Source organism: Pseudomonas sp. NLJ1 (assembly GCF_049486705.1).
In the GTDB taxonomy this organism is placed as follows: domain Bacteria; phylum Pseudomonadota; class Gammaproteobacteria; order Pseudomonadales; family Pseudomonadaceae; genus Aquipseudomonas; species Aquipseudomonas inefficax.
This window is the reverse complement of record NZ_CP137735.1, coordinates 5,328,885-5,341,398: the sequence shown is the minus strand read 5'-3', so window position 1 is coordinate 5,341,398 and position 12,514 is coordinate 5,328,885. Positions and strand designations below refer to the sequence as shown.

Annotated in this window: 9 protein-coding genes; 4 read left to right on the top strand and 5 right to left on the bottom strand. The window is 62.0% G+C overall.

Features of this window, described 5'->3' with window-relative positions; genetic code table 11:
• Positions 1-31 precede the first annotated feature (31 nt).
• Both R9B85_RS24100 and R9B85_RS24095 read right to left on the bottom strand, forming a co-directional pair.
• Positions 32-985, bottom strand: coding sequence for a LysR family transcriptional regulator (locus R9B85_RS24100; RefSeq protein ID WP_112249294.1), 954 nt, complete (start codon positions 983-985; stop codon positions 32-34).
• Positions 986-1,018: 33 nt separating this feature from the next.
• Positions 1,019-1,966, bottom strand: coding sequence for a LysR family transcriptional regulator (locus tag R9B85_RS24095; RefSeq protein ID WP_112249295.1), 948 nt, complete (start codon positions 1,964-1,966; stop codon positions 1,019-1,021).
• 101 nt (positions 1,967-2,067) lie between these two features.
• Between R9B85_RS24095 and R9B85_RS24090 the strand changes: the two genes are divergently transcribed.
• Positions 2,068-3,381, top strand: a complete 1,314-nt coding sequence (locus R9B85_RS24090) for an L-fuconate dehydratase (RefSeq protein WP_112249296.1) — start codon at positions 2,068-2,070, stop codon at positions 3,379-3,381.
• A 66-nt stretch (positions 3,382-3,447) separates the two neighbouring features.
• The gene (locus tag R9B85_RS24085; RefSeq protein ID WP_423770654.1) at positions 3,448-4,758 is read left to right on the top strand and encodes an MFS transporter; all 1,311 of its coding nucleotides are present in this window, start codon (positions 3,448-3,450) and stop codon (positions 4,756-4,758) included.
• Positions 4,759-4,965: 207 nt separating this feature from the next.
• Here the strand turns inward: R9B85_RS24085 and R9B85_RS24080 are convergent, their stop codons facing one another.
• The 3 genes from R9B85_RS24080 to R9B85_RS24070 all read right to left on the bottom strand — a co-directional run bounded on the left by R9B85_RS24080 (position 4,966) and on the right by R9B85_RS24070 (position 9,242).
• Complete coding sequence (locus tag R9B85_RS24080; protein ID WP_423770653.1) at positions 4,966-6,321, bottom strand: GntR family transcriptional regulator; 1,356 nt, start codon at positions 6,319-6,321, stop codon at positions 4,966-4,968.
• Positions 6,321-7,706, bottom strand: coding sequence for a hypothetical protein (locus tag R9B85_RS24075; protein ID WP_112249299.1), 1,386 nt, complete (start codon positions 7,704-7,706; stop codon positions 6,321-6,323). The genes R9B85_RS24080 and R9B85_RS24075 overlap by 1 nt, the downstream gene beginning before the upstream one ends.
• A 513-nt stretch (positions 7,707-8,219) precedes the next feature.
• The gene (locus tag R9B85_RS24070) at positions 8,220-9,242 is read right to left on the bottom strand and encodes a zinc-dependent alcohol dehydrogenase family protein (RefSeq protein ID WP_112249301.1); all 1,023 of its coding nucleotides are present in this window, start codon (positions 9,240-9,242) and stop codon (positions 8,220-8,222) included.
• A 206-nt stretch (positions 9,243-9,448) separates the two neighbouring features.
• On the opposite strand from R9B85_RS24070, the gene R9B85_RS24065 reads away from it, so the two are divergent.
• Both R9B85_RS24065 and R9B85_RS24060 read left to right on the top strand, forming a co-directional pair.
• On the top strand, positions 9,449-10,363 hold the full coding sequence (locus tag R9B85_RS24065; RefSeq protein WP_243432407.1) for a LysR family transcriptional regulator: 915 nt from the start codon (positions 9,449-9,451) through the stop codon (positions 10,361-10,363).
• Between the two features lie 912 nt (positions 10,364-11,275).
• Positions 11,276-12,514: an aminotransferase class I/II-fold pyridoxal phosphate-dependent enzyme gene (locus R9B85_RS24060; RefSeq protein WP_423770652.1), complete on the top strand. Its 1,239-nt coding sequence runs from the start codon at positions 11,276-11,278 to the stop codon at positions 12,512-12,514.

Genomic DNA, 12,514 nt, shown 5'->3' with positions numbered 1-12,514 from the left:
GGCCGCTCCTACAGTTGACCGCGTATCGGCTTTATCTATGCTCCTCCTGGCGACGGCGAGCGCCCTCCAGCAAAATCTCGACAAACGCCCGGGCCGAAGCGCTCAGCGGCTCGTCCTTGCGGGTAACCACGCCGTATTCCAGCGCCGCCAGGTGCAAGGGGCTGCGCAGTTCTTTCAGTTGGCCACTGGCCAGCTGCGCGGCAACCATCGAGCGCGGCAACATGGCGATCATCGGTGCCGCCTGCAGCAATTGCAGGAACATCGGCATGGAAATGGTTTCGACGCTGTCGGCAGGCGTGGCGATGCCGGCAACCCGGAAGGCCTGCTCCAGGCGGTTGCGGATCGGCGTGCCCACCGGGTACAGCACCCACGGCCAGTCGCCCAGCGCCGTCAGCGGCGTGCTTTCCAGCTGGTTGAGTGGGTGTTCGCTGTTGACCACAAGGCTGAACGGTTCTGGCTCCAGTGGCTGGAAATCGAACAGCTGGCTGAAACGCTCTTCAGTGAAGCGGCCAATCATGATGTCGAGCTTGTTCTGCTCCAGCATGGTCAACAAGTGATCGCTGGAATGCTCCACCACTTCGATCGACAGCAACGGGCTGCGTGCCTTGATCGCGGCGATGGCCTGCGGCAGCACCAGCGCGGTGGCGGCAAAGATCCCACCGACGCGGATAAAGCCGTGCCCGCCATTGCGCAAGCGGTTTACCTGGTCAACAAACTGTTGCGACTCGGCCAGCGCGCCTTGGGCATAGCGCACCACATATTCGCCCAGCTCGGTGGGTGGCATGCTCCGCGGCAGGCGCTCGAACAGGGCGAAGCCGAACTGCTCCTCAAGATCACGCAACATTTTGCTCAGAGCCGGCTGGCTCAGGTTCATGCGCGTGGCGGTGGCGTGCATGTTGCGGGTGCGCGCCAAGGTGTCGATCAACACCAGGTGCTTGTAGCGGATCCAGTTGCAAAAGCTGGAATGGGTCATGTCCGGCGGCATTGACGCAGGCCTCAGGCAAATGAAAAGGCGGGGCTATTGCGCCCGCAGGTAGTGCAGCAAGGTGTCCAGGGCAACCGAGTTGGGCCGCGAGCGCAGGGTCAGCACGCCCAGGTTGGCCATGGCCAGCGGCAGCTCCACCGGCAGGATGGCGACCATGCCATAGCGGGCATAATGCTTGGCCACGTCATCGGGCACCACCGCAATCATCTCGGAGGCTTCGAGCATGGCAGTGGTAGCCAGGATCGAGGCGGTTTCGACGATATCCAGCGACTGCACCATGCCGCCGGCTTGCAAGGCGCTTTCGACGCGGCGGCGCATCGGGCTGCCGATGGGGTGCAGGATCCAGGTCAACGCCACCAGGTCGGCCAGTTGCAGGCCGGCGGCATTGGCCAGCGGATGGCCGGCGCGGGCGATAACACGCATCTGCTCACCGCCTTCGAACAGTTCGATGTTCAGGTCCTGGCTGTCGCTCTGGTCTGGCAGCCGACCAACCACCATGTCGAAGTCGCCACGCAGCAAGGCCGGCAGCAAGGTGTCGCTGGTGCCGACCTCCAGGGAAATGCGCACCTTGGGGTGGTCGCGCTTGTAGGCCAGTACCGCCTTGGTCAGCACGCCCGGCACCGGGCCCATGACGCTGCCCACCCGTACCAGGCCCCGTGCCCCGCGCGCCAGCTCGGTAATCTGCGCCTGGGCGTGCTCGAACTCGTGAAGCGCATTCTGCGCATAGCGGATCATCACTTCGCCATACAGGGTCGCTTGCATGCCCCGGGGCAAACGCTCGAACAAGCGTACGCCCAGGCGTTCCTCGAGCTGTTGCAGCAACAGGCTGGCTGCCGGTTGCGTGGTGTGCATCGCCGCGGCAGCACGGCGCAGGTTAGCGAACTCGCCCAAGGCGTTGAGCAGCGTGATCTGCCGGCTGGAGATCTTCAATGCGCCGAGGCTGGCAGGCACCTGGGCGCTGTCGGGTGGCAAGCGAGACATATCGAATCCGGTATCGCTGGTTAAGATTTGGCGATTATGCCTGTATCGCTCGACAACCTACAGTCAGGTCTCCCAGTGCTTGAACAGAACAAGAGCCGACCATGAGCATACGTATTACCCACCTGAGCGTTCGCGACATTCGTTTCCCCACTTCGCTGTCGCTGGACGGCTCCGACGCCATGAACAGCGCCCCCGATTATTCGGCAGCCTACGTGGTGCTGCACACCGACGCCGAGGCCCTCGAAGGCCACGGCCTGACCTTCACCATCGGCCGTGGCAATGAGATTTGCGCAGCGGCGGTGCAATCGCTTGCGCCGCTGATCGTCGGCCTCAGCCTGGAGGAAATCACGGCGGACATGGGTGGTTTCTGGCACCGTTTCACCGTCAGCGACAGCCAGTTGCGTTGGCTGGGCCCGGAAAAGGGCGTGATCCACCTGGCCACCGCCGCGATCATCAATGCCGTGTGGGACCTGTGGGCCAAGCACGAGGGCAAGCCGGTGTGGAAGCTGCTGGCCGACATGACACCCGAGCAGTTGGTGCGCTGCCTGGATTTCAGCTACGTCACCGATGTGCTCACCCCCGAAGAAGCCATCGCCCTGCTGCGCCGCAAGGCCCCGGGCAAGGCCGAGCGCGAAGCGCAGATGCTGCGCGAAGGCTACCCCGGTTACACCACCGCGCCGGGCTGGCTGGGCTACAGCGAAGTAAAGATGCGCAAGCTTGCCCGCCAGGCCGTGGAAGATGGCTGGACCCACATCAAGCAGAAGATCGGTGCGGACCTGGAAGAAGACATTCGCCGCGCCAGCATCCTGCGCGACGAAATTGGCTGGGAGCGCACCCTGATGATGGATGCCAACCAGGTATGGGGCGTCGAGGAATCCGTCGCCAACATGCGCCGCCTGGCCGCCTTCGAACCACTGTGGATCGAGGAGCCGACCAACCCGGACGACATCCTCGGTCACGCCACTATCCGCCAGCGCATTGCGCCGATTGGCGTGGCTACCGGTGAACATTGCCACAACCGGGTGATGTTCAAGCAGATGTTTCAGGCCGGCGCGCTGGACTTCTGCCAACTGGACGCGGCCCGCCTGGGTGGCCTGAACGAAGTGCTGATCGTGCTGCTGATGGCGGCCAGGTACGACGTACCGGTGTGCCCGCACGGCGGCGGTGTCGGCCTGTGTGAGTACGTGCAGAACATTGCCCTGTTCGACTACATCGCGGTATCGGCCTCGCTGCACAACCGGGTGCTGGAGTACGTCGACCACCTGCACGAGCACTTCATCGACCCGGTGGTAATCCGCCGCGGGCGCTACATGCCGCCGCAACGCCCGGGCTACAGCATCGAAATGCATGCCGAGACCCTGGAACGCTACCAGTACCCCAACGGCGCGGTGTGGCTAGACATCAACCGTTCCTGACCCACCTACCTGGGTGTGCCGCCTTTGCGCGGCACACCACCAGCACTTTCAACGGGGAAAAAAACAATGACAATCCTCACCGGTACTGCAGCGACGCCCGCCCCTGTCGCCACCACCGAACAGCGCCTGAACGGCCTGCTGCTGCGCAAATTGATGCCACTGCTCATCGTTGTCTACGTGATGAGCTTCCTTGACCGGACCAACATTGCCCTGGCCAAGGCCAGCATGGGCATCGACCTCGGCCTGTCGGCAGCGGCCTACGGCCTGGGCGCCGGCCTGTTCTTCCTCACCTACGCCCTGGCCGAAGTACCCAGCAACCTGATCATGCACCGGGTGGGCGCACGCTTCTGGATCACCCGCATCATGATCACCTGGGGCCTGCTCTCGGCGGGCATGGCCTTCGTTCAGGGCGAAACCTCGTTCTATGTCATGCGCCTGTTGCTCGGGGTCGCCGAAGCAGGCCTGTTCCCCGGCGTGATGCTGTACCTGACCTACTGGTTCGACCGTGAACAACGTGCCCGCGCCACGGGTTACTTCCTGCTGGGCGTGTGCCTGGCCAATATTCTCAGCGGCCCGCTGGGCGGTGCCCTGCTGGAAATGGACGGTGTGCTGGGCTGGCACGGCTGGCAATGGCTGTTCGTGCTCGAAGGCCTACCGGCAGTGGCCCTGGCCTATGTGGTATGGAAAAAACTGCCCGATGGCCCGGCCTCGGCGCCCTGGCTGTCGGCCGCCGAAGCCGCGGACATCGAGCGCCGCCTGGCTGCCGAGCGGGCCGCCGCACCGCAGCAGAGCAAGTTGCGGCAGATGTTCCGCGACCGGCAGATCTGGCTGGCGATCGTGGTGTACTTCGTGCACCAGATCACCATTTACACGGTGATTTTCTTCCTGCCAGGCATCATCGGCACCTACGGCGCGCTGTCGCCCTTCCAGGTCGGCCTGCTGACCGCCGTACCGTGGATTGCCGCCGCCATCGGCGCTGCTAGCTTCCCGCGCCTGGCCACCTCACCGCGCCGTTGCCGCACCTTGCTGTTCGGCGGCCTGCTGACCATGGCGGCCGGGCTGCTGCTGGCGTCGCTCGCCAATTCGTTCATCGGCCTGATCGGGTTTTCGCTGACTGCCTTGATGCTGTTCGTGGTGCAGTCGATCATCTTCGTCTTCCCCTCCAGCCGCCTGAGTGGCAGCGCCTTGGCAGCAGGGCTGGCCTTTGTCACCACCTGCGGCCTGTTTGGCGGTTTCGTCGGCCCGTCGGTGATGGGCCTGATCGAGCAGACCACCGGCAGTACCCGCAATGGCTTGTGGATCATCGCCGCGTTGCTGGTGGTTGCAGCGCTGGCCAGTACACGCTTGCGGCAAGGGCAGGAGCAAGCGAATCGCTGACTAGCCAGCGATGGAACAACACACGAATCATTGGTTCGGCGAGGTTCTGTAGGAGCAGCCTTGTGCTGCGAAGAGGCCGGTACTGACAAAGCCTGTCTATTGTCTGTACCGGCCTCTTCGCAGCACAAGGCTGCTCCTACAAACGACGCTCCAAACGAGCGATATTGGTTCTCTGCGCGACCACGCAGCCCGAGCAACCCCGGCGGCTCAAGGTGTAACCCCGGCAGGCCTGCCGCAGCGTAGCTCAAGCACCTGGGCCAGGCGCTCCACCGCCTGTTGCAGCTCCCCCGGGTGATCACCCAGCCACGCCATCGCCAGGCACTGCTGGTAGCGGCCCTGCAGGCTGAACTGCTCGCCCGGTAGAGCATGCAGTGCTGAGCCAGCCAGCGCTGCAGCAATACCCTCCCAAGGCAGCGGCTGGCGAAAGCGCACCCATAGTGCCCGGCCACCCTCCGGCGTTTCCAATGCCACCCGCTGGCCGAACTGCAGTCGCAACTCACGCGCCAGGCATTGCATGCGCTTTTGCAGGTCCGTGCGCAGTCGTACCAGTTGCGCCTCGATCTCGCCTTTGCCCAGCATGTGCGCCAGCGCTTGCAGGCGAAGCGGTGCAAGCCGAAACGCGCGCTCCGCGAAAGCCCTGGCCAGCCCGGCGTCATGGCCCAGCAGATAGGCATAGGGCGCCTCGCTCCCCACTGCAGCATCGAACGCCCCCATCACCAATACCCAGCGGGGGTCGACCCAATCACGCAGGCGCGCATTCGGCGGGCCGCTGTAACAGTGTTCACTGTCCAGGTCGTTTTCCAGCAACCATACAGGGTGCTGGCCAAGCAGTTGACCAAGCTGCTGCTGGTAGTGCGGTGAAACCAGCCGCCCCTGCGGCATGCCAAGGCACGACGGCATGACCAGCATGCACACCGGCTCGCTGGCCAGCAGCCGGGCCAGGGTGCGCAGGTCCGGATTGCCGCGGGCATCCAGTGGTACCTCCAACACACGCATGTCGGCACGTGCCAACGCGCGCAGCACCTGCCAGCAGCAGGGCGACTGCACCACCACGGTCCCGCCTTGCAGGGCCAGCGCCGCCAGCAAGGTCCCCAGCAACGCCTGCACATCCGGGGCCAGCTGCACATCCTCGGCACGCCAGTACTGGTTGGAGGAACGGGTATAGCGTTCGGCAACGACATTGCGCAGGCGGGCGCTGCCGTGCGAATCCCACGGGGCAACACTGTGCGTGCGCTGACGTGCCAGGCGCCGCTCGTGGGTGAACAGGGTACGCTCCAGCATCGGCTGTGCTGGCAAGGGCGTCTGCCGAGGCATGGCCCCAGCATCCCGCTTGGCAACGCCTTGTACGTAATAGCCCGACCTGGGCAGGCACTGCACACGGCCCTCTTCTTCCAACAGGCTGTAGGCACTCTGCACGGTGGCCAATGACACCCGCAACCGCCGGGCCAACACGCGCAACGACGGTAAACGGCACGGGCCACTGCGTGGGGCCTGGTCGATCAGGGCTTCCAGGTAGCGATATACCTTGCGATAGGCGAACTCGCCGGCGCCCGATTGCCCCATCAAGGCGGCCCCGCATGACCACGCCGCCGCCCCACCGCCCGCCGTGGCAGCAACCTCAGCTGTATATCGCGACGGGCCAGGTGGCTCATCAGGCGCCACGAGGCCAGCGGCAGGCCCCCGCCGTAGATCAGCCTGAGTTGCCCCAGCGGCAGGCCGCTGGTGTTCACCAGCCAGTTTTTCACCGCATCAGGGCAGGGTTTACCCTGCAAGGCCCGATGCAGGTATGGCAGCGCCACCAGCATATCGACATGCCAGCACTGCAGAAAACGCTCCAGGTTCTTCCCCTGCCTGGCAAACGGGCTGAACAGCAGGCACACCTGCTGGATCTGGTTGATGCCGTATGTCTTGCCGAACTGCAACTGATGCACATCGCGCCGCTTGTTGGCACCCGGCTGGCCGGCCAGCCGCAATGCCGGGCGACTTGCCTGCGGCTCGAGACTGCGTGCGTGCAGTTCCTGCAACTGCGCCGGGGCCAACGGCTCGACGAACGCGGCCAATGGCCAGGCCTCCTGGGCGGCCTCGAAGCGACAACCGAGCATGAGGTCGAGCTGCTGCTCTTCGAGCAACGGTGGCAGCAGGTCGTCAATGGCAATTACTCGCACTGGCGTAATCTGCGGCGTGGCCCCGGAAGTCTGTTCGGCCTGGACGCCCGATGAGCCCCCGATGTTGCCGAGCAGGCGACTCAGCCCCTGCGCCAGCGTCGCCAGGCACTGATGCACCACATGCGGACCATGCTCCCCTGCCAGGCGCAGGCTGCGCCGTGCCCAGGCCAGGTACCGGCGGCGCTGGCGCGCGGGGATGGCGGTGATCAATACATCCGCAGGTGAATGGGCCTGCAGCGCAAAGCCCACAGCGGCCGCCAGCTCCAGGTGCAGGCGACTCCCCAACAGTGCTTCGGGCCTGGGGTCGACCAGGTGACCGAACATCAGCATGGCGTCCTTGGCCAACAGCCAGCTCTCGGGCGCGGCAAGGGCATGCCGGCTGAACGGCACCACTTCGCGCCCCTTGATCATCTGCAGTTGCACCCGCGGGTCATCCTGCAAGAACAGCGCATTGAAACTGCGCTCATGGCATTCGAGCGTGGCACTGTCAGCCACGGGCAGGCTCACTACGAGCACCCGAAGCTGGAAAGTAACCGGCGCGCGCAGGGCGATACTCAGTTGTGCGGCACGCAGCATGGCCAACAGCCGGGCGCTGCGGCGATCGTTGCCCTGCAGCACCAGCAAGCGGTAGGTACCGATGTATTCGGGCCCGCCAGCAGCAACCAGTAGCCGTTGTATCAACAACTGCAAGGAAGCACGCTGCGCTTGTGACATATGACTGAGCAAGCGCTCGAGTACCTGCTGGTAGATATAGTGCATTGCCTGGTCGTGAATAGCAGTCACGAAATCACCTCATCAACTTCATGCAGCCAGCGCACGTTGTTCAGAGGACCTGAACATCAACATGCCCTGAACTTTTCCCGAAGAAATTTCCTACAACTAATTGGAAGTAATGACGTAACCAGTCACTGTCGCCATGACATCGAGAAAAACGCATCGTCGCGACGCCCCGCCGCTGCCATACACTGCCCTGGCCTGGGCACAGCCATGCTCATTCCACGCTCCTTGCGCTAAACATCATTGAGCCATTATCAAGGGATGCAAGGCGAATAGAAGATACAGATCAGGGTAAAAAAACCATTCAGCGGAAGTGAGAAAACACATTGACTGCCGGGCAATAACAGTTCAAGACAAAAAGCTTGGCGGAATATTTCGACGAGAAACTGAGCGACTGTTTTAAATATAGTCTGCGTCGTTTTTTATTGTAGGAACATTCTTTTTTTAAACGTCAACCAGTCTGTACCGGGCACAAAAAACCCGGGACTCTGCCCGGGCTTCTGATAATGCAGACCGCTTTCAGTGCTGCGCCATGTCCAGTACCACACGCCCGCCGCACGGGCACTGGTCCATGTAGCGATGCGCCTCGACCACCTGCTCGAACGGGTACACCTTGATGATCTGTGGTGTCAGCAACTGGTCGGCAGTGAACTGGTTGATATCGCGCAGGGCGCGCTGCAACGCCACCTGATCCTGGCTGATGCCCAGCTCCGGCTTGCCGGTGAAGTTACCGATGCAATGCACATAGAACTGGATGTTCTTCTGAAACGCCGCACAGGCCGGGAACGGCGTCTGGTTGCCACCTTGCAGGCCATACAGCACCAGGCTGCCACGCGGTGCCAGCACATCGCCCAACAACGACATCTGCGGCCCGCCCATGCCATCGAGGACCATGTCCACGCCACGGCCATCGGTGTACTTGCCGACCTGCAGCAACAAGTCCTGCTCTTCGGTGACGATCACCTTGTCGGCGCCCAGGCCCAGCAGGTACTCACGCTGTTCCGCCTCCTTGGTGGCAGCGAACACCTTCAGCCCCAGGGCCTTGCCCAACTGCACGAAGGCAGGGCCCGCGCAGTGGCTGGCATCGGTGACCAACGCGGTTTGCCCGGCTTTCGCCCGGGCCAGGTCGACGTAGGCGAAATAGGCGATCAGCAGCGGCGTGTAGTGCACGCTGGCCTCGATCGGGGTGAGCACATCCGGATAGCGGGTAATGGCCGAACGCGGCAGCACGATGACATCGCCATACACCGGGTGGTCGTTGGCACTGGTGGCCGGGAAGCTGGCAACCCGGTCGCCCACCGCAATATCCTCGACCCCTTCACCGACCGCGGTCACCACCCCCGCCATCTCGTGGCCGATCCCCGCCGGCAGGCGTGCCTGGGACGGTGCCAGGTTCTGGCGCCAGAGCACGTCATACCAGCTGACGCCAACCGCCTCGACGCGGATCTGTACCTCGTCGGCAGCAGGTGACGGTTCGGCCTGCTCCTCGCAACGGAGCACATCGGCAGCGCCGAACTTGTGGAAACGGATCATGCGGGACATCGCATACCTCGCCTTTGTGAACCTCTAATTACCACGGACTTTATCCGGGCTTTGCCGGTTAGGCCATCAGTGGTCATTAATAGTCGACATGCCTGTCATCGATTGGGCACCTGACTTTCCCTGCGATTGGTCCCCCTAAACCCGTGCAGGGTACCAGCCTTTGGCCTTAAGATTCACCTCTGCCCCACTTTAGGCGAAGCGCAACGATGAATCGAAACGACCTGCGTCGTGTAGACCTCAACCTGCTGATCGTGTTCGAAACGCTGATGCATGAGCGCAGCGTGACCCGTGCCGCGGAGAAACTGTTCCTCGGCCAGCCCGCCATCAGTGCCGCCCTTTCGCGCCTGCGCAACCTGTTCGACGACCCGTTGTTCGTGCGCACCGGCCGCAGCATGGAGCCCTCGGCCCGGGCCCACGAAATCTTCGCCCTGCTGTCCCCGGCGCTGGACTCGATTTCCACCGCGGTCAGCCGCGCCGCCGAATTCGACCCGGCCACCAGCAATGCGGTGTTCCGCATCGGCCTGTCGGACGACGCCGAGTTCGCCCTGCTACCGCAGTTGCTCAAACGCATTCGCGCCGAAGCGCCAGGTATCGTGCTGGTGGTGCGCCGGGTCAATTACCTGCTGATGCCGACGCTGCTGGCCTCGGGCGAAATCTCGGTGGGGGTCAGCTATACCAGCGAACTGCCAGCCAACGCCAAGCGCAAGGTGCTGCGCCGCAGCATGCCGAAACTGCTGCGCGCCGACAGTGTGCCCGGCGCCATCACCCTGGACGACTTCTGCGCCCGCCCGCATGCGCTGGTGTCGTTTGCCGGGGACCTGTCGGGGTTCATCGACGAGGCCCTGGAGGAAATTGGCCGCCAGCGCCACGTGGTGCTGGCGGTGCCGCAGTTCAACGGGCTGGGGAGCTTGCTGGCGGGCACCGATATTGTCGCTACGGTGCCGGACTACACGGCGGACGCGCTGACCGCGGCGGGTGGGCTGCGGGCCGAGGACCTGCCGCTGGAGGTGCGCAGTTTCGAGCTGCACATGGCCTGGCGCGGGGCGCAGGACAATGACCCGGCGGAGCGTTGGTTGCGGTCGCGGATACAGATGTTTTTTGGCGATCCGGACAGTCTTTGATCAGAACGCCATGAAGGCAACAGTCCGGCCGGACAACTGCCATGGCACTCGCCGACGCGATAAGCCGAGACAGCGAACACAGCGAACGGCCGTGACACAGCACCACGCCCTACCACAGCGCATTGAGTGGGACCTTCTTGGTTGGACTGATGTCCATCTCTGCCCATGCTTTCGCCACAACCCTCCCCCCATATCGTCAGCCAGTGCCCTGACGGTGTCACGGGACACAGTACAAATCATGCCCAGCGACATGCCCGGACAACATTGCGGCGTAGGTGGCCGCTCCAGATTGAAGTTGGAAAGTCAATAACGGCAACCGCAAGACTTGTCATCTCCGACTATGGTGCACGCCAATGACACCTATTACTGCGCTATACGCAGAGGCTGACGGAAGTTGTTTTCATGGCTACTCGGAACAATGAGTCCTCTACTTTTGACATCTTGAAGATGTGCGATACAAGGGTGCGGTACAAAAGGATACTCGAGGAACATTTTGTAACGAAACCCAATGCACTCCGACGATTTTTCCTACAACTCAGTCGCCACCTTTAAACAGATCGATCACCGCCTCCAATGAGCGAAACTATGAATCGGATTTCGGTTCGAGGCGAGACGCTTAGGCGCTGAAGCCGCCAGCACCGCCCCAGGATTAGATAATTCAAGGATAGTTGCCTTTGACGCGACTATTGACAGCTCGATTTACTTGTCAGAAATAAATGCTTGACATCAAAATTGGGTTTTGGCCATATTTAATCGCACTGAGCACCGGCTACTGTCCTACTACAATTGTGGTCAACGACTGAAACTCAGGTCAGTTTCTTCACTGCGCCCCCATACGGATACCCGAAGCAGCGCTCGACGTATTCGCAAAGACAACTTTTATCGAGCTTGAACCAAGCAAATGGAAGGTTTATGTCTAATTTGAAGAACCAATACATCAATACTGCCAGGACGGTCGAAATTGGTAATCCCTCCTGGCAACTTGCGCAGAACTCAGGGCTGACCGACTTGAGCGTCAGGCATGTCGAGCGCAACCGCATGGTCGATCTGAACGGGCACTCGTTCATGAACATGTGCTCCTGTTCCTATCTCGGGCTGGAGACCGATCCGCGTCTGGCCAGACGCGCGGCAGACTATGTGCTGCAAAGCGGTACCGTCAACCTGCCGACCTCACGCATCCGGATCCGCTTGAAAGAGTTGGATGAGCTAGAGCAGGCAATGTCTGCTCATTTCAAGTGCAACGCCTTTACAGCGACATCATGCAGCGCCGGAATCGTCGCGTCTTTGCCATTGCTTGCAGCCGGGATTTTTACCGACGGACAACGTCCGTTCATGATCTTCGACAAGCATGCGCATTTTGCCTTGAACCAGGTCAAGGCCGTGTGCGGGGATGAAACCCAAGTTGTCACCTGCAACCACAATGATGTCAACTTCATCGAAGAAATGTGCAAGCGCCACCCGTTGGTAGCCTATGTCGCCGACGGAGCCTACAGCATGGGCGGCAGTGCACCTATCGAGCATCTTCTGCAGTTACAGGACAAGTACGGACTGTTTCTCTACTTCGACGACTCACACTCCTTGAGTGCCTATGGCGAACGAGGCGAAGGTTACATTCGCACTTTCATGCCGGAGCTCAATCCACGGACGATGCTGGTGTACTCCCTGGCCAAAGCCTTCGGGGCCAACGGTGGTGGGATATTCATGTCCGAGCGCGCAAATTATCAGCAGGTTTTCCGCCGCTTCGGTGGGCCGATGTCCTATTCTCAGTATGTCAATCCCGCCACCATCGGCGCCTCGATCGCTTCGCTGGACATTCACCAGTCCCCTGAGCTGGGTGTATTGCAGGAAAAACTCAACGCCAACATCCAGCTGTTCGACAGCTTGTTCTCCACCGAGCATGCGGGATCCGGCTTGCCGATTCGCGTCGTCCCGCTGGACAGCCCCGACATGGCGGTCGGCGTTTCCGAGGGTGTGTTCAAGCGCGGCTATTACACCTCGGCCGTGTTCTTCCCCATTGTCGCTAGGAACAAGTCGGGGCTACGCGTGATGATGCGTGCCGACATGTCCCATGAAGATATTCGTGATTTCTGCGCCGCTGTTCGCGCCGAGGTCGAACTGGCCCGTCAGGGCCAGCCGGTTGCCCATGGTTGA

Excerpts from the sequence above, each read along its gene's own strand:
- R9B85_RS24100 (WP_112249294.1), bottom strand. The coding sequence starts at position 985 with ATGCCGCCGGACATGACCCATTCCAGCTTTTGCAACTGGATCCGCTAC.
- R9B85_RS24095 (WP_112249295.1), bottom strand. The coding sequence starts at position 1,966 with ATGTCTCGCTTGCCACCCGACAGCGCCCAGGTGCCTGCCAGCCTCGGC.
- R9B85_RS24090 (WP_112249296.1), top strand. The coding sequence starts at position 2,068 with ATGAGCATACGTATTACCCACCTGAGCGTTCGCGACATTCGTTTCCCC.
- R9B85_RS24085 (WP_423770654.1), top strand. The coding sequence starts at position 3,448 with ATGACAATCCTCACCGGTACTGCAGCGACGCCCGCCCCTGTCGCCACC.
- R9B85_RS24080 (WP_423770653.1), bottom strand. The coding sequence starts at position 6,321 with ATGGGGCAATCGGGCGCCGGCGAGTTCGCCTATCGCAAGGTATATCGC.
- R9B85_RS24070 (WP_112249301.1), bottom strand. The coding sequence starts at position 9,242 with ATGTCCCGCATGATCCGTTTCCACAAGTTCGGCGCTGCCGATGTGCTC.
- R9B85_RS24065 (WP_243432407.1), top strand. The coding sequence starts at position 9,449 with ATGAATCGAAACGACCTGCGTCGTGTAGACCTCAACCTGCTGATCGTG.
- R9B85_RS24060 (WP_423770652.1), top strand. The coding sequence starts at position 11,276 with ATGTCTAATTTGAAGAACCAATACATCAATACTGCCAGGACGGTCGAA.